Annotated in this window: 19 protein-coding genes and 1 pseudogene; 4 read left to right on the top strand and 16 right to left on the bottom strand. The window is 57.6% G+C overall.

Annotated features, from left to right (window positions below; genetic code table 11):
* The first annotated feature begins 102 nt into the window (after positions 1 to 102).
* From eccD to CKV99_RS09630, 3 genes are all read left to right on the top strand, one after another.
* Positions 103 to 1,410, top strand: coding sequence for a type VII secretion integral membrane protein EccD (gene eccD, locus CKV99_RS09620; protein ID WP_092256327.1), 1,308 nt, complete (start codon positions 103 to 105; stop codon positions 1,408 to 1,410).
* Positions 1,407 to 2,582 (top strand): type VII secretion-associated serine protease mycosin, encoded by a 1,176-nt coding sequence (gene mycP, locus CKV99_RS09625; protein WP_231910006.1) that lies wholly within the window; start codon positions 1,407 to 1,409, stop codon positions 2,580 to 2,582. The genes eccD and mycP overlap by 4 nt, the downstream gene beginning before the upstream one ends.
* A gap of 166 nt (positions 2,583 to 2,748) precedes the next feature.
* A complete protein-coding gene (locus CKV99_RS09630) occupies positions 2,749 to 3,177 on the top strand; it encodes a helix-turn-helix domain-containing protein (RefSeq protein WP_092256329.1) in 429 nt (142 codons plus the stop codon).
* On the opposite strand, the gene CKV99_RS09635 is transcribed toward CKV99_RS09630, so the two are convergent.
* The 16 genes and pseudogenes from CKV99_RS09635 to secY all read right to left on the bottom strand — a co-directional run bounded on the left by CKV99_RS09635 (position 3,164) and on the right by secY (position 19,471).
* Positions 3,164 to 4,246 carry a DUF3039 domain-containing protein gene (locus tag CKV99_RS09635; protein ID WP_092256331.1) on the bottom strand — a complete coding sequence of 361 codons (1,083 nt, stop codon included), beginning with the start codon at positions 4,244 to 4,246 and terminating at the stop codon, positions 3,164 to 3,166. The two genes, CKV99_RS09630 and CKV99_RS09635, sit on opposite strands and share 14 nt — an antisense overlap.
* A gap of 42 nt (positions 4,247 to 4,288) precedes the next feature.
* Positions 4,289 to 5,625 (bottom strand): annotated as a pseudogene (locus tag CKV99_RS09640) (class I SAM-dependent methyltransferase).
* Between the two features lie 43 nt (positions 5,626 to 5,668).
* The gene (locus CKV99_RS09645) at positions 5,669 to 7,204 is read right to left on the bottom strand and encodes an FAD-binding oxidoreductase (protein WP_092256334.1); all 1,536 of its coding nucleotides are present in this window, start codon (positions 7,202 to 7,204) and stop codon (positions 5,669 to 5,671) included.
* 126 nt (positions 7,205 to 7,330) lie between these two features.
* A complete protein-coding gene (gene eccB / locus CKV99_RS09650) occupies positions 7,331 to 8,614 on the bottom strand; it encodes a type VII secretion protein EccB (RefSeq protein WP_092256336.1) in 1,284 nt (427 codons plus the stop codon).
* Positions 8,615 to 8,675: 61 nt separating this feature from the next.
* A complete protein-coding gene (locus CKV99_RS09655) occupies positions 8,676 to 10,850 on the bottom strand; it encodes a DUF6541 family protein (protein ID WP_231910007.1) in 2,175 nt (724 codons plus the stop codon).
* A gap of 110 nt (positions 10,851 to 10,960) precedes the next feature.
* A complete protein-coding gene (gene truA / locus CKV99_RS09660; RefSeq protein ID WP_092256342.1) occupies positions 10,961 to 11,893 on the bottom strand; it encodes a tRNA pseudouridine(38-40) synthase TruA in 933 nt (310 codons plus the stop codon).
* 128 nt (positions 11,894 to 12,021) lie between these two features.
* Positions 12,022 to 12,612 carry a 50S ribosomal protein L17 gene (rplQ, locus tag CKV99_RS09665; RefSeq protein ID WP_092256345.1) on the bottom strand — a complete coding sequence of 197 codons (591 nt, stop codon included), beginning with the start codon at positions 12,610 to 12,612 and terminating at the stop codon, positions 12,022 to 12,024.
* A 54-nt stretch (positions 12,613 to 12,666) separates the two neighbouring features.
* Complete coding sequence (locus CKV99_RS09670) at positions 12,667 to 13,680, bottom strand: DNA-directed RNA polymerase subunit alpha (protein ID WP_092256351.1); 1,014 nt, start codon at positions 13,678 to 13,680, stop codon at positions 12,667 to 12,669.
* 141 nt (positions 13,681 to 13,821) lie between these two features.
* Positions 13,822 to 14,427, bottom strand: coding sequence for a 30S ribosomal protein S4 (gene rpsD, locus CKV99_RS09675; protein ID WP_092256354.1), 606 nt, complete (start codon positions 14,425 to 14,427; stop codon positions 13,822 to 13,824).
* A gap of 27 nt (positions 14,428 to 14,454) precedes the next feature.
* Positions 14,455 to 14,844, bottom strand: coding sequence for a 30S ribosomal protein S11 (gene rpsK, locus CKV99_RS09680; protein ID WP_092256357.1), 390 nt, complete (start codon positions 14,842 to 14,844; stop codon positions 14,455 to 14,457).
* Between the two features lie 3 nt (positions 14,845 to 14,847).
* Positions 14,848 to 15,216, bottom strand: coding sequence for a 30S ribosomal protein S13 (gene rpsM, locus CKV99_RS09685; protein WP_092256360.1), 369 nt, complete (start codon positions 15,214 to 15,216; stop codon positions 14,848 to 14,850).
* A gap of 196 nt (positions 15,217 to 15,412) precedes the next feature.
* Positions 15,413 to 15,631 (bottom strand): translation initiation factor IF-1, encoded by a 219-nt coding sequence (gene infA / locus CKV99_RS09690; RefSeq protein ID WP_092256363.1) that lies wholly within the window; start codon positions 15,629 to 15,631, stop codon positions 15,413 to 15,415.
* 174 nt (positions 15,632 to 15,805) lie between these two features.
* Positions 15,806 to 16,606: a L,D-transpeptidase gene (locus CKV99_RS09695; protein WP_092256366.1), complete on the bottom strand. Its 801-nt coding sequence runs from the start codon at positions 16,604 to 16,606 to the stop codon at positions 15,806 to 15,808.
* 53 nt (positions 16,607 to 16,659) lie between these two features.
* Positions 16,660 to 17,433 carry a type I methionyl aminopeptidase gene (gene map / locus CKV99_RS09700; protein WP_408607536.1) on the bottom strand — a complete coding sequence of 258 codons (774 nt, stop codon included), beginning with the start codon at positions 17,431 to 17,433 and terminating at the stop codon, positions 16,660 to 16,662.
* 173 nt (positions 17,434 to 17,606) lie between these two features.
* Complete coding sequence (locus CKV99_RS09705; RefSeq protein WP_092256370.1) at positions 17,607 to 18,152, bottom strand: adenylate kinase; 546 nt, start codon at positions 18,150 to 18,152, stop codon at positions 17,607 to 17,609.
* Complete coding sequence (gene secY, locus CKV99_RS09710; RefSeq protein WP_092256372.1) at positions 18,152 to 19,471, bottom strand: preprotein translocase subunit SecY; 1,320 nt, start codon at positions 19,469 to 19,471, stop codon at positions 18,152 to 18,154. Before secY ends, CKV99_RS09705 begins: the two co-directional genes overlap by 1 nt.
* A gap of 344 nt (positions 19,472 to 19,815) precedes the next feature.
* Between secY and CKV99_RS09715 the strand changes: the two genes are divergently transcribed.
* Positions 19,816 to 22,326: a DMSO/selenate family reductase complex A subunit gene (locus tag CKV99_RS09715; RefSeq protein ID WP_177178087.1), complete on the top strand. Its 2,511-nt coding sequence runs from the start codon at positions 19,816 to 19,818 to the stop codon at positions 22,324 to 22,326.
* Positions 22,327 to 22,335: the final 9 nt, after the last annotated feature.

The raw sequence follows: 22,335 nt of genomic DNA on the forward strand, positions 1-22,335 counted from the left end.
CCAGTCCCCCGTTGCTGTGGACACGCCAGCTATCTTAGGCCACAATGAAGACAGGCGTGCGGTGAGGGGATCGCACAACGATGAATTCGGGGGTATTTTTCGATGACTTCAGCCATGCACCATGTGGTCCGCGTGACGGTGCGGCTCGATAATGGCCAGCATCATTCGGCGACGGATGTCACGCTTCCTAGTTCTTCGAGTTTGGCGGAGATTTTGCCGGAACTCACCGACCTCATCGACGCCCCACCGTCTGAAAGGCCGTGGGAGTTCACCACGGTTGCGGGGCAGCCGTTGGACCAGCACGCTCCCCTGCATAATCTCGACATCGCGGATGGTTCAGTCGTCGTGATGCGCCCGGAGGCCCCCTATGAACCCCCGGTGGTGCGCGACGCCGCCGAGGCGTTGGTGGTGCAGGCTGGTTCCTTACCTCGGTCGCCGGCGTTGGAGCAGGCAACATCAATTGTGGTGGCAGTAGGTCTCATCGCGCTTCTTTCAGTGGTACTTCCGGTGCCTGTGGCTTGCACCATCGTTGCGGTGGTGATGTTGCTGTTGGGTGTTTACACAGCAGGCCAGGCGCTAATGACAGCCGCAGTTGTCGGCGCCGGGGTGGCTACTGGCGTTTGGGTTGCCGGGGGCGAGTCCAGCCCTACTGCGGTCGCGGTGGCAGTGGCGGTTGCGTGCTGCACCTGTCTGGTTGCGGTCGGCGTTGCGGCGTACTTCCGTCTTGTGGGAACACGCGTGACGACGACCACCGCAACGGCTTGCCTTGTGCTGCTCAGTGGGTGTGTCGGCGCGTGGCTACCTGGTGGATCTGCGTCCGCAGCCGTATCCATGTTGGTGGGGCTGCTGGTAATCATGGCTGTTCCCGGTGTGGCAACTCAACTGGCTGGCTTAAGGATTCCGCGTGTTCCTACCGCGGGCGAGCCGCTGCCCGATGCGAATGACCACCAGTCCGATGTTGACCTGCGGGCACAAGCCGCGCACCGGATCAGCGATGGGATGTATCTCGGCGTTGCCATCGGGATGGTGCCGGGCTTTGCCCAATTCGCGTGGCGCGGTGGCGAATGGACATGGTTGTTGTGCCTCTGCTTGGCGGGTGCGATTGTGATTCATGCGTCCCGGCATAACGCGCCTATCGCACGCATGTCCCTGATGGCGGTGGCCATCGTCGCAGTCACGGTTGCGTCTGTGTCGCTGACCCGCGACGTCGGGCACCCTGTTGTCCTCGCCTTTGGCATAGCTATTGCTCTGGCGGTGATGGCGGCACCATTATGGGCGGGACTTGTTTCACGGCTCGAACCCACCACAGTGGTGTGGTTCGAGCGTACAGAACAAGCAGCGATTATTGCTGTGATCCCGTTAGCTATCCACGTAGCCGGTATTTTTACCATGATTCGAGGCCTGGGATGAGCAGCCAACCGTGGGAGCTTGCATGGGTACGTGCGTTAGCGTTAGTCGGCTTTCTGGCGCTGCCACTTGTGGCGTTGCCGCCTGCCGCTGCTCAGGACGTTGCTTGTGTCATCCCAGAACCGATCGATGCGCCAGCGGTATCTTCCGAGGTGGAATCCCTCCGCCACCTGGCCACGGGTGCTGGGACGACGGTAGCGGTCATCGATACCGGGGTAGCAGCGCATCCCCAGCTTCAGCGGCTGACTCCTGGCGCCGACTTTGTCACACCTGAGCACCCTCATCCGTTGCACGATTGCGATGGGCACGGCACAGTTGTCGCAGGCATCATCGCGGGAGCTGACCATGGGATTGCACCCGATGCCCGCATTGTGGCGATCCGCCAGACATCCGGACATTTCCGCTTCAACCCTGAGGATCCCGGCAGTCCAGGAAGCTTGGCCTCGTTAGCCGATGCGATTCATGATGCAGTCAACCACAATGCCGATGTGATCAACATCTCAGTAGTGTCGTGTGTTCCTGCGTCCGCACGCGTTGATGACAAAGTGCTGCGCGATGCTTTAGCCCGCGCCGAGGATGCCGGCGCGGTGGTGGTCGCCGCTGCTGGTAATGAGTCGGAAGCCTGCCCCGACGGCTCGTTTGTTTATCCTGCCCATTTACCCACGGTGGTAGCGGTGGGTGCCCGCAATGGCGCTTATACCCTTGCTGATTACTCGGTGAGCGTGCCCGATGACCAGGCCCAGGTGTCTGCGGCGGGTGTACCGGCAGCTGCGCTGTCACCTTCCGGTAAGGGCTTTGCCTCGGGCATTTATCCGCGAGAGCAGTCTGGATTGGAGCAGTTTGTGGGCACCAGTTTTGCCGCTCCGGTGGTCAGCGGTACTGCAGCACTCCTGCAACAGCGTTTCCCTGAGGAAACTCCTGCTCAACTGCGCCAGCGGCTGTACCGCGCGGCCGAACCTACTGGCGGGTATCTCGACCCTTACCAGGCAATTTCTACGGCTGGCCCGGCACAGGCGACAGCACCTACAGCCCACCCGGCCGAAGTCCAGATGGCCGAACAGCCAGATTCATTCGCTTTTCGCCGAGCCACCTGGCTGCTGGCCACCATCGGCGGGCTGTTAGCCCTGCTCGTGCTGGGGATCGGCATCCGCAGATCCTACCTCACCTCTACGTGAGGTTCTGAAGCATGATCGTGATCAGGGACCGGGTTTAGTTCCCACGTGGTTCCGGGTTTACAAGACGTAAATCCTGCGATATAGTTACAGATATTACAGCGGTTACAGTTATTACAGTTACATCATCTATTTTCCTAATCTACCGCTCGCACAAAGAGACTTGACTATGCCCACACCCACTATCGCTCACCTAGATACCGCCACGCTTACCAACGAACACCTAGATCAGCTCCGAGCCCTCATCAATGCTGACCCTACATCCTCCCTCGCCGTGGTCCTGCAGCGCATTATCTTCGCACACGAAGATGGCATCGGCGTTGACGTTCTTTCCTCCGATGCGGAACTTACTCCGAACGAGGCCGCACACTTGCTCAAAGTGAGCCGTCCACACCTCCTGTCGTTCATGGACACGGGCGCGCTACCTTTCCGCCGTGTCGGCACGCACCGTCGTATCGCAATGAGTGATCTCAAGGTTTTCATGCAGGAGCATCGTCGCGGCAAAGAAGTTCTTGCCAATGCACTTCACTCCACTTCCCAGCCCGGACCTACCGTCGAGCTTACGAAGGATGAGATTGACGAACTTAACGATCTATAGCGATTCGCCCCTGCTGAAGATCATAAAAGAACTGCGCAATAGGCTCTTCGCGCGCACAATCCGGGCAGACTTCGAGGTGGGCGTGTGTTTTGTCGTCGCCTACGGGCACCCACCAACGCCCACACACTGCTTCGACCGCTAGACCCTCCACATAAGCACGGGTGAGACTGTTTTTATGCGTGTAGTGAATGACGGACGGTGCTGGAGGGTCACACCGTTGCGTCGGTAGTTCATGCGAAGCAGTACCCAAAATCTGATGGATCTTACCCCTCGCAACCACCATGTGAGCTTCATAGTTCTTCCCATAGCGAGCCTCAATCAAGCACTCATCAGGTTGCACAAACGGTACGCACGTGCGGAGCAACTCCTGGAGATCCAGGGGCGACATACGCTCCGCCGGAATTATGAGGACGACCATGTCGAAGTCAGCCTCCGGACGGCTTTCAAGCCACGCGTCATCCGCTACCGCATCCACGGACACCGACAACTCATAAACATTGTCTGTCTGCGGAAAACAAACTGTGAAAGCCTTCTCACTCCGACCTTCCAGGCTCCCCCGCAGCGCATCAATCAGCGCCCGTAAAGTGGCGACACGGAAGTCCGCCCACAATTCCTCTTGCCTTGCGTGCTCAAGTATTTTTACGTCAGCAGAACTCGGCCCTAGCGAACCCGCAGCCTTAAGCCCCTTGATCTTAGTCGCACCGGATTTATGAAACTCATCATGGCGGTCCACATGGATTAACCAATAGCAGTCAGTCGACTCGTCGTAGATCACCGCACCGCGAATGGCCGGACTAACAGTGTCACGCGCTTCAAACACCGGAAGGTGAGCCTCAGCAGACATCGCCCTATGTTGCTCAAATCTTGACGCACGAAAACGATCCGCACAATACGACAACAATGCAACGTCTTGCTCCGCTGCTATGCACGCCTGGGACAGCCATCCTATCTTGGCGACCTCATCCTCAGTGCGTCGCGCCTCCAGATATGGTGTCTTAACGCTTTCAGGAAGACGGTCAAGCTGATTCAAGGCTTTGAGAGTCTTCACAGTAGGACGCACGCGGATCATGCCCCATATTGTAGACCACCCAGCCGACACGTCCGGTCGTCGTTAAGCGCTGCCCTGAGCCGAGTGGAACTCCTCCGCTGTCGTGTCAGCCCACCAGCGGCGCTCCGGGGTATCTACGCGGGTGCCGTCCTCGGCCAGCTTCACGCCTAGGAAGTGGTACAGGCTGACCACGTTGTGCTCGAAACCCCACTCCGAGCCGGCCATGTACATGCCGTACAGCTTCGCGGTAGGCAGGCCGACCAGCTCGACAGCCTCCTCCCAGTTCTCCTTCAAATTCTCGCACCAGTCGCGCAGCGTACGCATGTAATCGAAGCGGAAGGTCTCCGTGTGGACAACCTCGAGCCCAATGTCCTGCATCGCCTGGGTGATCATGCCGGAACCGGTCAGCTCACCGTCGGGGAAGATATAACGGTCAATGAACGTGCCCTTGGCTGTTTTGTGGTTATCCGGGTACGTGATGCAGTGATTGAGTATCTTGCCCCCACATGCAGTTTGTCCTGCAAAAAGGTGAAGAAATCGCGGTAATTATCCACACCAATATGCTCGAGGATGCCGATGGCGGAAATGCCATCAAACTCAGATTCCTGCACATCGCGGTAATCCATGTGGCGCACCTCCGCGAACTCCTCCAAGCCCTCCTCCTTGATCTTGGCCTGCGCCCACTGCGCCTGCTCCTTCGACAGCGTCACGCCAAGCGAATGCACACCCTGGCGTGCAGCGTAGCGGACCATGCCACCCCAACCACAGCCCACATCCAAGTGATGGTCGCCGGGCTTCAAACCCAACTTGTCAAAGACGGTGCGGTACTTATTCTCCTGCGCTTCTTCCAACGTGGCGTTCTCGTGCGGGTAGATCGCACACGTATAGGTCATGGAATCGCCGAGGAACAGCTCATAAAAGTCATTGCCTACGTCGTAGTGCGCAGAAATCACATCCGCATCGCGCTCCTTGGAGTGCTTCGATAGGCCCTGGCGGATGGTGCGCTCTAACCAACTGGCCTCCTCCACATCCGGAACCGGTTGGATCTGGATCGCCCCCATCGAGCCTAACGAGCGCATCACGCGCGCCATCGTCTTAAAATCAGGCTTCTTAATCTTGCGGTACAACTCACGCAAAGAATCAAAGATGCCATACGGGTGGGCCAAGTGCTCGCCTTCTACCGTCAACCCCTCGGTAACAAATGCGCGGGCCAGGCCCACATCACCCGGCGCGGTCACGATATAGCTCAAGCCCTCCGGCGAGTTAATCCGCACAGTGTATTTGGCATCTTCCGGGCCTGTCGACGAGCCATCGAAAGCCTCCCAGCGGAAAGGGTTCTCTCCCTCGATGAATTCATCGACGATATCGGCCACAGTCAGGGGAACAAACGGGGTTGTCATTGTGACTATTCATCCTTCACTTTCAGAGTTAAACAAATAAGAGTTACGCGCCACCGACGGTCTTGTCATACAAGCTCGGGAAACGACCATCGGGGTCGTAGACCCGCTTCATCTCGTCTGGTAACGAACCACCATAGAGCTTCTCAAATTGGCTGCGGGTGTAAAACGCCTCCGAGTACAGCGACTTATGGCCACCCAGCTCAGACACTTTCTGCTCAATAACCTTGTTAAAAGCGCCGGGCTTGGCTTCGGGTGAGACATGGTCGCCGGGCACCGCCGACCAGAACCCCATGTTTACCCACGTCGTTCCTGTGTTCAGCGGGTACAAGGGCCACGGCGCGTCCTCATCCCTGGTCTTTTCGCCCTTTCCGACGAGCTCTTCAGAGCTGCCTCGCAAGCGGATGGGGCACAACCAGACCGGCTGAATATCGCAAGCACCGAAGAACCACTCCAGCCACTCGGCGGTCTTATCTACGGTGACCTCGACGTCTTGGACCACGCGCTCGCGGTGGGGCAGACCCTTCGGACGGTTAACCAGGTTGTGTTCCACATTATATTTGCGGTCAATCCCAATCAGCTTCCAGTAAAATGCACTGCGCCGCAATTCACGAGGCCACACTGCACGCACCTGGGGATTTTGTACCCCGAAAGCGCGGGAGCACCAGAACCAGTCCGTATCCCACCGCCAAATATAGTCCCGGATGCTCAACCGGTCACGCGTCACCCCATCAGGGTGGCGCATTGCCTGGTAGAAAATCCGTTCACGGGTGTAATCCGAGGTAGGTCCCTCATCGTCAGTAGTCTGCGCGATGATCAGGTACGATTCTTCCGGCGAAAACGACACCCCATCCAGGCCGTGAATCGGTTCGTTCTCAAAGGTGCCGTTCTCCGAATATTCGGCCATAGCCTCCTGGTAACGCGCAAGGTCGTGATAACGCACATAGGACAGGTTGACATACTTCTTTACCGGCTCAAGCTCAATCTTCAAGCGGATCGCATAGCCCAGCGAGCCGTAGGAGTTGGGAAAGCTCCGATACAAATCCACATTGGTTTCACGCGAAGCGGTAATGATCTCGCCGGTGCCTGTTAAAATATCCATCTCGATGACGGACTCATGCGGCAAACCGTTGCGGAAAGACGTGGACTCCACACCCATTCCGGTGACAGCCCCGCCCAAGGTGATGGTCTTTAATTGCGGAACCACAAAAGGTGCAAGCCCATGTGGAAGAGTCGCGTCGACAAGATCCTCATACGTACACATCCCCTGAACATCAGCGGTGCGCGCTACTGGATCAACCTCAATCACCCCACCTAGACCACTAACATCCAGCCCTGCAGAATTGCCCTTGCGACCGCGAAACACGTTCGACGTCTTCTTCGCCAACCGAACACGCTGGCCATCTGGAACTGCAGCGAAGCTCTCCACCAGCGCTTCCACACCCCGCCGATGGGCCTGCCACCCAACAGGTTGAATCTCTTCTGCGTCGACGCTGCGCGAGGAAAAAGTATTACCCAGCACGTTGGACACAGTGCCAGCGCATCGCAATGCCCGGCTGGCGAGGTTGTATGTAAAGCTCATGAAATACTACTGTAACGGGCAAGTATAGTTTTTTCCTGCTGAGTTTCTGCCGGGAGTCTGCCTGCCGAAAGAAAGTGGCCCACCACATCGCGCGGCCACTCGCACCTTACGGTGTAGTAAGCGGCTTTAGTAGGTGGCCCGGCTGGCCCGTTCCTGAGTCAAGTCAGGCCCCTCCGGAAGCAGCCGCAGAATTGCCCAGGGCGCCTCGTCGACACGCGATGCGCCCACCACGGAAAGTACCTCCGGACTCTCCACAGCATGCCGCACACCAGCCCCCGACACAACATGAAAACTATGGCCCGTATCCACCCCGATAGCCCCACTGCTCAAGCCTCGGAATTGAGTTGCTACCGACGCCCCCGACAGCTCAACCGCGCCCGGCAACGTGTGACCAAAAGGAAAAACCCCGACACCTCCGCGCTCCGTTGCGCAGACAGTCATCGCGGCCGGATCCGACAGGGTAGGCACCTTTTCCGGCAACGTTAATACGGTAGGTTCGGTGGCGTCAGCAAACGCCGCCAACTCCTTGCGGGTCAGCTTCCGCGCTTCTGCCCCCGCCCCTTCCAGCACGTGCGCTTGGGCCGCCGTGATCTTCTGCACTCCCCCACTGGGCTGCAGCAACCACTGTTCCTCCTCGACGTGCAAAACTTCAGGCACCGGAGTAGGCACAGTAATCGGCGCCGTTTCACGCACAGCTTCTAAAACCTCGGACGGGGGCTGCCAGCGAGGAGTGTCCGGACTAACACCCAGCCCGCGGCGCACCGCACGGGCTTGCGGCGAGGAATCCTGAGGCAGCAGTGCCCGCCCCTGCGCTGTCAGCAACCATTCGCGCTCACCGTCTGTTGCCACCACCGCCTCGCCATCCTGCAAGGCAGACGGCGCAGGCCCAGCAACCACCGTCACAGAACTATCCCCACTGTCAGTGCAGGCAGACCACGCCACATCGGCAGCATCTTCCGGCGCAAACACCGTGGGCGCCGCCACGATTCCTACCGGCACCCCCAGCCGAGATTCTGCCAAGTGCCCGTCACCGATGGAGGCAGGCTCAGCCGGCTCGCCCACAATGAGCCTGGCGGACGTCACATTGGTCACCGGGTGCAAGGAATCGTCGATACGCACAAACAGCGCACCGGACGACGCCCGCACAATCGGCGAGTCTCCCGGCTGCGCATTCGGCTTGAGCCAGGCTAATAAGCCAGCCACCGCCCCAATCAAAACGACAGCGACAACCCCGAGGATCGCGGCGCGCCTCCGCGCAGTCAAAGGATCATGGATCATGCGGATATCGCCATAAAGCAAGCCGTGTTCCACCCTCCGGCGTAAAAACCTATGGCCCGAAACCTGCGCCTTGGTGGTAGGCAGAAATGTCCTATCACCATGAAGTGATGCCGAATCTGACAAATTAGTCATAAAAATCCCCCCGAAATTTTTCCGTGGCGCAAGCCCCTCTCAAAGCGCAGTGCTACTTAGTTTACGGCGTGGTGCCCAAGCCCTCAACCGCAGCAACATTGGACGGCAACGGATCAGAACCAGCCTTCTGTGCGTCGGACTTCATCAACGCGATTTCATAAGGCGCGAACGCCTCGTTCACCGCAAAGATCACTGTATTGCCCTTGCGATACACCGGGGTTGCACCATCAGCAGTCCACAACCCGTGCAACATCTCCCACCGTGGTTTCTGAAAGGCCCAGAAACTCCACGGGCTGGTCACATAAAACTTCACATTGAGCTCCGCGGCGGCCTCGTCCACCTCATTCATGGCATCAGGCGCACCCCGCTTCCCCTCGCCCAACAAGTGGGCCTCCCAGTACAAGGCGTCCGTGTTGGAACCACGCCCACCTGTCGGCCACATGTAGTGGCGGGATACCGTGGGCACACCGTTGTAGGCGTAAATCCAGGAATGCCCGTCGGCAGGCTCACCCATTGTCAATCCCTCGTACGCCGCGGGCTGAGTAGCTAGCCAGTCAAAGGCAGCGCGATCATCATCATTAACCATGCGCTGCTCAGCCCGGGGAGCCTCGAATGCCTCTTGGGCACCGTAGTCGGTCGTCTCGGTGACCCACCACACCGCCCCCCACCCGACGAGCAGCCCTACAACGATAGACGCGGCCGTCGTAGCACGCCTCCAGCCACGGCTGTCTTTGCGCACCGCCACTGGCGCTATGGTGAGCAGGCGGATCAGCACGGCCACGCCCAACCCCGCCATCGCGAACACAATAATGGCAACCGGCATGATCAAGCGGTGCGCCATGTTGTAATGCAGCGCACCCACCGCCGTGGCAGCATCGCCCAGAAATCCATCAATGGGATACAAAGAAACCACCGTGATGACCAAGAAGAATAAGTACGTCACCAACAGCCACACTTGGCGGCGCCACACAACGGCGCACAGAGCACCCACCAAAGCCAGCCACAACACAACGGTGGGATCCCAATCCAGGAAGAAGTCATCCACGTGCCGGGTATTCATCAAGAAAGAATCTGCCCACGCTTCACTGAGCGTGTCCGATTCATCACCAACGAAAGAACTGACCTCTTCAGTTTGCTCCGAACCCGAAAGCAATTGCGGCAAGTACAACAACACGCCTGCAGCAGCTGGGGCGACCAGCCAGATGAAATCTCGCAGCCTGGTCTGTGCCGGGGAGAAAAGCAAATGCAGCAACCAGTACAGACCAACGGCCAACGCCACGATTGTCACCGCAGATGGATGCAACTGCACCACGCCCAAAAAACCCAGCGTCGTCGCAAACGCCCCCACATGGCGGTGCACCACACCCACAAATTGCGCGGTCACCACACCCGTTAAGGCTACAGCCGCTAGATATGGCCACGCGCCCACATAGTCACCGATCCAGGTCAAAACGGGCGAGGCATACACCCCGATCGCAGCGATCGCAGCGCCTAGTTGGAAAAGAACAGAACGCGTGCCGACGACCACGGCCACAACTCCCACCATGGTCAGGGGGAGCGCTACAGCTGGGGCCACGATGCTCATCAGGTTGACTGCTTCAATAGGATCCCATCCAGTTGCCTCAGCGATCAACGCGGTAGTCGCGTGGAAACCAGACGGGTAGAGCATCTGTGCCTGCGACTCAATATTTTGTAGCTCTCCCATCCGCGAGGGCGACGCTATTCCTTCCTCGAGGATAAAACGGACCGTATTGGCGTGCCACTGCACATCCCAGCCCTGGAAGATGTTGCCCATATCGTGAGGCAGGTCTTCAAGCCACCGCAGCTTCGCGCTGATCAGCAACCATGCGGAAGTAACTACACCGATAGTGGGCACGATCCACGTGGGATCCACGATACTGTCGCGCCGCCAACCGCCAGGCCACAGCGCATCTACCCAGGACACAGCCCGATTGCGGCGTGCTTTCATGGTAAACATGAACCGCCACACCCCCGCGAGTGCAAGGACAACCAGCCACACCAGGATGAACGTGACCCAATCAAACGGCAGTTCTGTCAGTCCCCAGAACCAGGCTGCAAGCCCCACAATGCCGAAAGTGACGGGCATCCCGGCAAACATCGCCGCCGGTGTTTTCAATCCTGAGATCCAGGCAACGAGAAATCCGGGCAGCACAAGCACGGCCAATGCTACCCACACCGCTGCAGCGACACCCATCGTCCCAGTCGTCTCCCTCAACCCAGTCGTTCTACTTCTCGAAAGTGTAGCGCCTACAGCCGAGTCCCCTAAGCATTGGACAGGCCCCTAGGTCTCTCATTGACGTCCCTGACTTCACTGTGGTCCCTGATTTAACTGAATTCACTGTGGTCCCGCTTTTCCCGAGTAACAGAGTTGCGTGCAGCAAGCTGATCATCTGCTGGGTAGCTCACCCCCATCATTGTCAGGCCACGAGCCGGAGCAAGCGGCACATCAGGGCTACGTTTGTCTTCTCCGAGGAGCAACCGCGTCCACACTTGGTCACGACGCCCCTCTCCCACCGCTAAGCACGCACCCACGAGAGCTCGAACCATGTTCCAGCAAAACGCATCAGCGGTGATCTCCGCGACATAAAGTTGCGGTTCGAAAGGGGTGGAAATATCGCACCAGGTGAATGACTGCACATCCCGGATCGTGGTGGCGTGCGGGCGAGGCCTGCAAAACGCCGCAAAATCGTGCAAACCGACAAGTGAGTCCGCCACATTCTGCATCGACTCAAGATCAACAGGCTTGATCCAATGAGCGGTATCGCGGACACGCATCGGAAGCGGACCGCCCGGATGCGTGGTCACACGATAATGATAAGTACGTGCAAGCGCGGAAAAGCGAGCGTCGAAATGCGCGGGTGCGAACGCAACCTGATCAACCCGGATATCTTCTGGAAGAAACCGCCCAAGCCGGCGAACAAGCCTGGTGGGGTCCCCATCGATGGTGCGCTGATCAAGGCTCGCGATGGGAATATCACAATGCGCCACCTGCGCGGCCGCGTGAACACCGGAGTCTGTCCGCCCTGCAACAGTAAGGCGAACCGGCACCCGAAGGATCGTCATTAAGGCATCTTCGAGGGTTTGCTGCACCGTCCGCACAGGGCCATCAGCGCCAGGTTTCTGGCGTGCCCAACCGTGAAAGTCGGTGCCGTCATAAGCAAGGTCAAGGCGCAGCCGCCGGATTTCGCCTGCGTCTGGCTGTGTGCTGTTAGTTGCTGTGTTAGTTACGATGTTAGTTGCGGTGGGGGCAGTCTCCATAATGAGACTAACGGTAGCAAGCCCACTAGCTGAGCGGTTGATCTGTCCGGATCTGTCGACAGGAACAACAGGCAACGCCCCCTACTCCGCGGTGTCGCGGTGCAGGGGGCGTGAAGTGGGAGGGAGAATTACTTCTCCTCGTCCTCCTTAGTCTCCTCTGCTGGAGCATCCTCAGCCTCGGTCTCCTCAGCCTTGGTCTCCTCTGCTGGAGCATCCTCAGCCTCGGTCTCCTCAGCCTCGGTCTCCTCAGCCGGAGCCTCCTCAGCCTCGGTCTCCTCAGCCGGAGCCTCCTCAGCCGGAGCATCCTCAGCCTGCTTGGAAGCAGCAACGCGCTCGGAACGGTTGGACTCCTTTGGCTGAACTTCCTCGAGGACGAGGGAGATCTGCGACATTGGAGCGTTGTCGCCTGCGCGGTTCTCCAGCTTGATGATGCGGGTGTAACCACCATCGCGGCCAGCAAAATTCTCTGCCAGCTCGTCGAATAGGTAATTGACAATGTTCTTGTTAGGAACGTGCTTCAGTACCTCGCGGCGGTCATGGACAGAACCAGACTTTGCGCGGGTGATGAGCTTTTCGACGTACGGACGCAGGACCTTAGCCTTGGCGTCAGTGGTCTTGATAGCGCCGTGCTCGATGAGAGCTGCAGCAAGGTTAGACAGAATGTGCTTCTGGTTGCTTGCAGAGCCGCCGAAACGGGCGCCCTTCTTTGGGGTAGGCATATTCGTACTCCTAGTGTGCGGTTAGTGAGCGCTTGGGCTCTATTTACTCAGTATTTACTCAGTCTCTTCCGCGCCACCATCGATGTAGTCGCCGGTCTCGGCGTCATAGCCCTCGATCTGGGTCGGGTCGAAATCTTCCGGTGCATCCTTCAGGGTCAATCCCAGCGAAGCAAGTTTGATCTTGACTTCGTTGATGGACTTCTGGCCGAAGTTCCGGATATCCAGCAGGTCCGATTCGGTGCACTCTGCAAGCTCACCAACGGTGTGGATCTCCTGACGCTTCAGGCAGTTATAAGAGCGGACGGAGAAGTTAAGGTCTTCAATCGGCAGGTTGTAGGCAGCGATGTACTCGGTCTCCTGCGGGGAGGGGCCAATCTCAATGCCTTCAGACTCGATATTGAGCTCACGGGCAAGGCCGAACAGCTCAACAAGGGTAGAACCTGCAGATGCCAGCGCGTCGCGCGCGCTCATGGAGTTCTTGGTCTCCACGTCGATGGTGAGTTTGTCAAAGTCGGTGCGCTGCTCAACGCGAGTCGCCTCGACCTTGTAGCTGACCTTCAAAACTGGAGAGTAGATCTGGTCGACCGGGATGCGGCCAACCTCACCTGCGGAATCTGGCATTGCTGGGACGTAGCCACGGCCACGCTCGACAACCAGTTCCATATCCAGCTTTGCCTGCTCATTCAGGGTTGCGATGTGCGAATCCGGGTTATGGATTTCCACGCCCGCCGGCGGCTGAATGCTGCCTGCGGTGACCTGGCCTGGGCCCTCCGCGGACAGGTACATGACAACCGGCTCGTCAGAGTCGGATGACAAGACCAAGTCCTTGATGTTCAGGATGATTTCTGAGACGTTTTCCTTCACACCGGTGATGGTGGTGAACTCGTGGAGCACACCATCGATCTTGATGGAGGTGACGGCTGCGCCCGGAATGGACGACAGCAGCACGCGACGAAGGGAGTTACCAAGGGTGTAACCGAAACCTGGCTCGAGTGGCTCGATGACGAACTTCGAACGGTTGGTGTCGATGTATTCCTCGGTGAGTTGAGGACGCTGTGAAATGAGCATGTTCTTCTCCTTTGGCGACCGCTATTTGACGCCGAGAGGGGTGAATATTTGGAAGATTTCCCCGACCCCAGAACCGAGGGCAGTACCAGCACGCAGGCCGGTCTGTTGTGACTGCATCGGTGGGGTACGGAGGTGAAGTGTTTACTTCGAGTAGAGCTCGACGATGAGCTGCTCCTGGATGGGCACCTCAATCTGAGCGCGCTCGGGCAACTGGTGCACGAGAATGCGCAGGGTCTCAGGAACTACCTGGAGCCATGCTGGGACAACGGAGTCAACCAGGTTGTCCTGAGCTTCCTCGAACCAGATCATCTTACGGGACTTCTCACGAACATCGATGATGTCGTACTGGGTCACCTGGTAGGACGGGACATCGGTTTTCTTACCGTTGACGGTGAAGTGTCCGTGGGAGACCAGCTGACGCGCCTGACGGCGAGTGCGAGCCAGACCTGCACGGTAAACAACGTTGTCCAGTCGGGATTCGAGAAGGATCAGCAGGTTATCGCCAGTCTTACCAGGAAGGCGGTTTGCCTCCTCGTAGTAGCGACGGAACTGCTTCTCCATGACGCCGTAGGTGAAACGAGCCTTTTGCTTTTCCTGCAGCTGCAGGAGGTACTCGGATTCCTTGATTCGGGCGCGGCCTGCCTGCCCCGGAGGGTATGGGCGGCGCTCGAAGGACATGTCGCCGCCGACGAGATCGACGCGGAGACGACGGGACTTACGGGTTGCTGGGCCGGTATAACGAGCCATGATTTAAACCTCTTTCCTTAATTCCCTTTAGACGCGACGACGCTTCGCGGGACGGCAGCCGTTGAATGGCTGTGGCGTCACGTCGGAGATTGAGGACACTTCAAGGCCTGCGGCCTGGAGGGAACGGATTGCGGTTTCACGACCGGAACCTGGGCCCTTGACGAAAACGTCGACCTTCTTCATGCCATGATCCATGGCCTTGCGGGCAGCGTTCTCTGCGGCCATCTGTGCGGCGAACGGGGTGGACTTACGGGAGCCCTTGAACCCAACGTGGCCGGACGAGGCCCAAGAGATCACAGCACCGGAAGGGTCGGTAATCGACACGATGGTGTTGTTGAAGGTGGACTTGATGTACGCGTGGCCCTGGGCCACATTCTTCTTTACGACGCGGCGACCGCGACGAGACTTAGGAGGCATTGATTACTTCTTCTTTCCTGCGATGGTCTTCTTCGGACCCTTGCGGGTACGAGCATTGGTCTTGGTGCGCTGACCACGGACTGGCAGGCCACGACGGTGGCGTAGTCCCTGGTAGGAGCCAATTTCAATCTTGCGGCGGATGTCAGCCTGGACTTCGCGGCGGAGGTCACCCTCAACCTTCCAGCTTGCTTCAATCACGTCACGCAGAGCGGCTACCTGATCATCGGTCAGGTCGTCGGTGCGCAGGTCGGGGGAAATGCCGGTCTCGTCCAGCAAGTGCTTTGCACGAGCTGGGCCAATGCCATAAATGTAGGTAAGTGCGATCTCCATGCGCTTGTTGCGTGGTAGATCAACACCAGCTAGACGTGCCATGTGGTACGTGCCTTTCGGGTTGTTACGATGGTTTTCTCCCTACCCGTCCACGCCAACCGACGCTTGCTCCGGTCCGTTTCCGGAAGTTGGGTCGTGATATACGTGGCTCCAGCCATCGCAGCCGGAGGTAAAAACAGGTGTGGTCCACACAACTTTGCGTGTGCGGAGCACACCCTGGATAAGGAGGCTTATGTTCTTACTTGTAGCGGTACGTGATGCGTCCGCGGTCCAGGTCATACGGGGAAAGCTCCACGACGACGCGATCCTCCGGCAGGATGCGGATGTAGTGCTGGCGCATCTTGCCACTGATGTGCGCAAGAACCTTGTGCCCGTTGTCGAGCTCGACACGGAACATTGCATTGGGTGAAGGCTCGATAATCTTGCCTTCGACCTCGATTGCGCCTTCTTTAGCCATCTACTCCACATTCCCGGCAGTCGCTTAACGACGACTACCTGCGTTTTTGTACTTCTACTTTCACGGTGTGGCACAACTGTACACACCAATGGCCAACTATAGTACGCGAGCTGGGAAAAGCAAAACCTCTCTCCTTGTTAAGGGAGAGAGGTAGCTGCTGGTCAGAATCTAGTACTAGAGGCGCCCGTTGGGAACGCCGCGGTCCAAATCGCCCCAGACGTAGACATCGTCGCCGATGTGCAGATTGTCGTAGAAGACCTTCGCGTGGCCACCAGGTACGTGCACGCATCCGTGGGAGAGCAGGGTGGGGTCGCCTTGGTGGAAGGCGATGCCGTTATAGGTGAAGTAGACCGAGTATGGCATCGGTGCCATGTTGTACTCACGTGAGTATTCGTCGCGCACCTTGCGGTTGACCTTGTGCCAGCCCTGCGGGGTGTCATAGCCATCAGCACCGGTGGACACTGGGACAGGCCCGTGGGTAACTACGCCATTGCGCTGCAACCAGGCTCGCTGCCCGTTTACATCGATACAGGCTTCTGCGGCCGGTGGACACACACCCGGTGGGATGTTCATGAGCCTTTGGCGTTCCGCTTCAGCCGCGCGACGCTGCTCCTCCGCCTGGCGAGCTGCCTCAGCCTGGCGAGCAGCTTCAGCTGCCTCCGCCTTCTTTTGGGCTATCAGACCGGGGTGAAATACTTCCACACCGCCGTCCACGGCGTCCTTTAGAACTTGGGTGTGTGCACCCGGTGGCAAAGTGTCGATCTGCCCATGTAAGTCATTGCGGGTCTGCCACCCACCTTCACGCGCTTGCTCCGGTGTTGGTAAACCGATCTGGCTGGATAGCTCAGATTGGTTGCTGGACATTACGGATAAATCGGGCAAAGCAGGCTGCGCTGTGGCCTGTGCGGGGACAGCAGCGACCGCCATCACCGCGGCTGCTGCAACTGCAATCATACGGAGGGAAAACTTCGACATACCGAGATCATATCCTGTAGCAAATCAATCAGACAGTTGGAAACACAGAAAGGCTAGGTTCGGGGGGTCAGAATGCGGGGTCCCTTCTTTGTGGCAGCTACTGTGTGCTCCCAGTGCGCTGCTGGGGAACCGTCGAGTGTCACCACGGTCCAATCGTCGTCAAGCACCTCCGAGTCCACTTCCCCACCCAGGATCAGCATGGGTTCGATCGCCAAGACGCTACCTTCCTGGATGATCGGGCCCTTTCCTGGCTTGCCTTCATTGGCAAGGAAAGGGTCTTCGTGCATTACGCGCCCAATCCCGTGGCCGCCGTACCCGTCGAGAATGCCCAACTTAATCCCAAAATCACGCTCTGCCTTATATGTGGCCTGCTCCAGCGCGTGCGATACATCTGTCAGGTGATTACCCGGAACCATGGCCTGCATGCCTTCCATGAGCACCTGCTCGGTGGCACGATTGAGCTTATCGACGTCCGGGGCAAGCTCACCGACACCGAAACTCCAGGCTGAGTCCCCAACCCAGCCTTCAAAAGTTGCGCCGCAGTCGATGGAGACCAGGTCGCCTTCTTTCAGCACTAGCTCGTCGGTGGGGATTCCGTGGACCACCACTTCGTTGACGCTGGAACAGATGGAACCGGTGAACCCCTGATAGCCCAAGAAGGTGGGGATCGCCCCGTGGGAGCGGATCACGTCTTCTGCAACCTTGTCCAGATCTGCCGTTGTCACCCCCGGAACCGCAGCCTTGCGTACTTCTTGCAGCGCGATGCCGACGATGCGGCCAGCCGCCTCCATGGCGTCGAGCTCAGCAGGGGTTTTGGCCGGTATCATCTTTTTTCTCTTGCGAAACACCACCGTGGTGGCCTCCTTTACCTACATCTAATACCTACATCTAATACTTAGATTCCTCGGTTTATTGTTGGGTGCTTTTCAAAGCTAAAGGCCGGCACCCGACAAAACTGTTAGGGTACCGGCCTGGCCGAGTGAAACGTCGAAAAGCGCGCTTACTTGCCCAGCTTCTCCATTGCGCGGGCGTTCACCTCGTCGACTTCGCCTTCGGCATCAATCGCGATGATCTTATCGCCGTAGTAGTCGGTAACCGGCTTCGTCTTCTCCCGATACTCTTCAAGACGGGTACGAATGGTCTCCTCGTTATCGTCGGCGCGACCGCGGGCAAGCATCCGCTCCACCACAACATCCTCGTCAATCTCGAAGCTCAGTACGCCGTCGAGCCGAGTGCCGTTTTTCTCCAGCATCTCTTCCAACACTTCTGCCTGGGCGGTGTTCCGTGGGAAGCCGTCGAGCAGGAACCCATTCTTTGCATCTGGTTCCGCCAGACGTGATTCCACCATGCGGACGGTGACATCATCTGGGACGAGCTTGCCTGCATCGATATAGCTCTTTGCCTCGATACCGAGTGGGGTTCCCTCACCAATATTGGCACGGAATAAGTCACCGGTGGAGATGTGTGGCACGTTGAGCTTGTCGGATAGGATTTCCGCCTGGGTGCCCTTGCCTGCCCCGGGAGGGCCGAGAAGTACGAGTCGCATTATTTCAAGAGTCCTTCGTAATTGGATTGGAGGAGCTGGGATTCAATTTGCTTCACCGTGGTCAAGGCCACGGACACCATAATCAGGATTGCAGTACCGCCGAATGAGGACATCATGGACTGTGAGCCAAGACCCATGTCCAGTGCAATGTTCGGCATCACAGCAATCACTGCCAGGTAGATCGCACCAACAAACAGCAAGCGATTCATCACATAACCCAAATACTGTGCGGTTGGTCGACCCGGCCTAATTCCCGGGATAAAGCCACCATACTTCTTCATGTTCTCGGCCTGATCATTCGGGTCATACTGAATCGATACATAGAAGTACGAGAAGAAGATGATCAGAGCGAAATACACCAGGATGTACTGCCATGACGATGGTGACTGCAGCCAGCTCATGACGTTACGCTGCCACCAGTTATCTGGCGGTGTTACCTGGTTAGAGTAAATAATCTGAGTAATCAGTAACGGCATGTACATCAGCGATGACGCGAAGATGACGGGGATCACGCCGGCCTGGTTGACCTTCAATGGCAGGTAAGTCGAGGATCCGCCGTACTGACGACGACCAACCATGCGCTTGGCGTACTGCACCGGAATGCGGCGCTGGCCCTGCTCGATGAAGATAATGCCCACAACCAAGGCGATCACGGCAACAACGACAACTGCGAAGATGAGCCCGCCAGATTGCTCGAGAATGTTCATGCCGTCGGTTGGCAGGCGGGTCGCAATACCAGCGAAGATCAGCAGGGACATACCGTTGCCCACGCCTTTTTCTGTGATGATCTCACCAAGCCACATGACTAGCACGGCACCGGAGGTCATGACCACGACCATCATGATCAGAGTGAACAGGTTGCGGTCTTCCACGAGCACTGACACACCTCGACCCAGCAACTGTTCGCGGTCGGCCAAAGCAACAATGCCCGCTGACTGCAGCAACGCCAACGCCACGGTGAGGTAGCGCGTGTACTGCGTCATCTTGGTTTGTCCTGACTGCCCCTCCTTCTTGAGTTCCTCGAACTTCGGGATCACTACAGTCAGCAGCTGCACAATAATCGACGCCGTAATGTACGGCATGATGCCGATAGCGAAGATGGACAGCTGGAGCAGTGCGCCACCCGAGAACAGATTGATCACGGAGAATACGGACGAGTTCTCGTCGGTAAGCGCGCTCAAACGACCAGCGATCGTTGCGTAGTCAACACCCGGGGTTGGGATCTGGGCACCGATGCGGTACAGGATGATCAGCGCAAGAGTGATCAGAATCTTCTTGCGCAGATCCGGGTCCTTAAACACCTGAAGAATGGCGGACACAAAGCCTCCTGGCTTCCACCAAGCCTGACTACTGGCGGAAAGTCGTTGAATTTCACTAGCAACGCGCATGGGGGCGCGTTAGACATTATTGACGTTCCTACCCTACCAGCCGGATGTACAAAAGTAAGTTTCTGGGGTCACTATGGCGAAAGACCTATATCTTTCAACAGTTTTTCAACAGATTAAAGCATCTCAACCAATCCACGCAGGAAAGGATTTTCTCCGGGTAATTTATTATTAATTAAATAAATATCATCAAAGTTGACCCTATAAAAGAACCGACGTAATCTGAAGCTAAAGCTGCATGCTTCACTCTGGTGAAGCCCTAAATCGAAGGGGTTTGGATGACTTCAGCAACGCCCGAGGCGCACACAAGTGCCCAGTTGACAGACACCGGAGAAACCGATCCCACCGCGGTTACCCGGCGTGGCTTCCTCAAGTGGTCCGGCCTTGTCGGAGGCACCGCAATGGCGGTCGGAGCCGCCGGTGGCACCCTCCTCCGTGGCACACCTGGAGTGGGAGAAGCTCAGGCTGCCGAAGGAGACTCCACCGCTGATCCGAGTTTCGTGTGGTCGGCGTGCACCGTCAACTGCGGTTCACGCTGCCCGCTGAAGCTGCAAGTGGAAGACGGACGCGTGACCCGAGTCCTGCCGGAGGATGCCGGAGACAATGAAATTGGCTCCCAGCAGATTCGTGCCTGCGTGCGTGGCCGTTCCATTCGCCACCGCATCTACAACCCAGACCGGTTGAAGACCCCTTTGAAGCGCAAGCCTGGCACCGAACGTGGTGCAGGTGAGTGGGAGGAGATCTCCTGGGACCAGGCTCTCGATGAGATTGCAGACAAGATGAAGCAGCTCATTTCCGATTATGGCAATGAGTCCATCTACTTGAGTTATGGCACTGGCACGATTGGGGGCACGATCGCACGATCGTGGCCACCTGTGGAAACACCCTTTGCACGGTTGATGAATCTGATCGGCGGCTACCTCAACCACTACTCCGACTACTCCACAGCGCAGATCACTGCCGCCTACCCCTACCACTACGGAGATTGGGTGACCTCGAATTCTTTCGACGATGTCAAAAACTCGAAACTCCAAGTGATGTTCGGCAATAACCCGCTGGAGACCCGCATGTCCGGTGGCGGCGAAACATTTGTCACCCAGCAGATCAAGAAGAAGCATGGCGTTCGCACGATTATTATCGATCCGCGGTATTCGGAAACGTCGGTAGGCCTTGGCGACCAGTGGGTTGCACTACGCCCCGGAACCGATGCCGCGCTTGTGGCCGGCATCGCCCATGTGCTTATCGACGAAAACCTCCACGACCAAGAATTCCTCGACAAGTACTGTGTCGGTTTCGATGAAGAGCACATGCCGGAAGGTGCCCCGAAGAACGCGTCGTACCGCGCCTACATCGAGGGCAAAGGTCCAGATGGAATCGAAAAAACCCCTGAGTGGGCCTCGAAGATTACCGGTGTTCCCCCTCAAGATATTCGCCAGCTCGCCCGTGAGATGGGAACCGCACAGCCGGTTTCCATCACTCAAGGGTGGGGCCCACAACGCCACGCCAATGGCGAAAATCAGGCACGTGCTGTGTTTACACTTGCAGCACTGTTAGGACAGATCGGCATCCCTGGTGGTGGCACGGGTGCTCGCGAGGGCTCCGCGTCCCTGCCGATGACCTACCCGTTTAATACTCAGTATGAGAACCCGGTGGAAACGTCGATCCCGGTGGCAATGTGGACGCACGCTGTGGACCATGGCGAGAAAATGACCGCCACCCACGACGGTGTGCAGGGGAAAGACAAGCTGGACGTGCCTATCAAAATGCTGTGGCAATATGCTGGCAACACGCACACGAATCAGCATTCAGACTTGAATCGTACAATCGAACTACTCAAGGATGACAGCAAGGCTGAGTTGGTCGTGGTTAGCGATATTCAAATGACTGTGTCTGCCCGCTACGCCGATTATGTTCTGCCGGATGCATCGACTGCGGAGCAGTTAGACGTGATCCAGCAGGGTTCGGCCGGCAACTTGGAGTACACCATTCTGGCTTCGCCTGCGATTCAACCTCTGTATGAATGCCGCCCGATTTATGACGTCGTCGCAGATCTGGCTGAACGTTTCGGTGTGCGCGATAAGTTCACTGAAGGCCGCACCCAGGAAGAATGGGTCAAATACACGCTGGATGAGTCCCGCAAGGAAATCCCTGAGCTTCCCGAGTTCGATGAACTACAGAAGATGGGGGTGTGGCGTCGTGAAGGCGAATCCGTCATTGCACTGGAAGACTTCCGGAAAGACCCTGTGGCCAACCCCCTCGAAACTCCATCCGGAAAGATCGAGATCTTCTCGGAGACGCTGCACAACATGATCAGCGAATGGGAGTTCGATGAATCATTGCCGGGCAACAAACTCACCGCGCTACCAGAACATGTGGATACGTGGGAAGGGGCAAAGGCTGCGTCCAATAACAAGAAGTACCCCCTCCAGGTCATTGGGCACCACACGAAAGGCCGCACGCACTCGTCCTACGCCAACGTCGATTGGCTTCGCGACGATGCCCACCCTCAGGTGCTGTGGATCAACCCGATGGATGCGTCTAGCCGGGGCATCGAAAACGACGACGAAGTATTCGCTTTCAACGATCGCGGGCGGATCAAGTCCATCGCTCGAGTCACCCAGCGAATCGCACCCGGTGTGATCTCCATCCCCCAGGGTTCGTGGTTTAACCCGAAGGACGGAGGCGTGGATGAAGGCGCATCCGTTAACACGCTGACCAGCTGGCAACCCTCACCTCTTGGGAAGGGCAACGCCCAACATACTGCTATTTGCCAGGTCGAGAAAGCATAAGCGAGGAGA

Source organism: Corynebacterium cystitidis (assembly GCF_900187295.1).
Taxonomy (GTDB): domain Bacteria; phylum Actinomycetota; class Actinomycetes; order Mycobacteriales; family Mycobacteriaceae; genus Corynebacterium; species Corynebacterium cystitidis.

Coding starts and splice junctions, on each gene's coding strand:
- CKV99_RS09715 (WP_177178087.1), top strand. CDS start 19,816: ATGACTTCAGCAACGCCCGAGGCGCACACAAGTGCCCAGTTGACAGAC.
- truA (WP_092256342.1), bottom strand. CDS start 11,893: ATGGAGACTGCCCCCACCGCAACTAACATCGTAACTAACACAGCAACT.
- CKV99_RS09705 (WP_092256370.1), bottom strand. CDS start 18,152: ATGCGACTCGTACTTCTCGGCCCTCCCGGGGCAGGCAAGGGCACCCAG.
- CKV99_RS09645 (WP_092256334.1), bottom strand. CDS start 7,204: ATGAGCTTTACATACAACCTCGCCAGCCGGGCATTGCGATGCGCTGGC.
- CKV99_RS09630 (WP_092256329.1), top strand. CDS start 2,749: ATGCCCACACCCACTATCGCTCACCTAGATACCGCCACGCTTACCAAC.
- mycP (WP_231910006.1), top strand. CDS start 1,407: ATGAGCAGCCAACCGTGGGAGCTTGCATGGGTACGTGCGTTAGCGTTA.
- infA (WP_092256363.1), bottom strand. CDS start 15,631: ATGGCTAAAGAAGGCGCAATCGAGGTCGAAGGCAAGATTATCGAGCCT.
- rpsK (WP_092256357.1), bottom strand. CDS start 14,844: ATGCCTCCTAAGTCTCGTCGCGGTCGCCGCGTCGTAAAGAAGAATGTG.
- eccD (WP_092256327.1), top strand. CDS start 103: ATGACTTCAGCCATGCACCATGTGGTCCGCGTGACGGTGCGGCTCGAT.
- CKV99_RS09695 (WP_092256366.1), bottom strand. CDS start 16,606: ATGTCGAAGTTTTCCCTCCGTATGATTGCAGTTGCAGCAGCCGCGGTG.
- CKV99_RS09635 (WP_092256331.1), bottom strand. CDS start 4,246: ATGATCCGCGTGCGTCCTACTGTGAAGACTCTCAAAGCCTTGAATCAG.
- eccB (WP_092256336.1), bottom strand. CDS start 8,614: ATGACTAATTTGTCAGATTCGGCATCACTTCATGGTGATAGGACATTT.
- CKV99_RS09670 (WP_092256351.1), bottom strand. CDS start 13,680: ATGCTCATTTCACAGCGTCCTCAACTCACCGAGGAATACATCGACACC.
- rplQ (WP_092256345.1), bottom strand. CDS start 12,612: ATGCCTACCCCAAAGAAGGGCGCCCGTTTCGGCGGCTCTGCAAGCAAC.
- map (WP_408607536.1), bottom strand. CDS start 17,433: ATGATACCGGCCAAAACCCCTGCTGAGCTCGACGCCATGGAGGCGGCT.
- rpsM (WP_092256360.1), bottom strand. CDS start 15,216: ATGGCACGTCTAGCTGGTGTTGATCTACCACGCAACAAGCGCATGGAG.
- rpsD (WP_092256354.1), bottom strand. CDS start 14,427: ATGGCTCGTTATACCGGCCCAGCAACCCGTAAGTCCCGTCGTCTCCGC.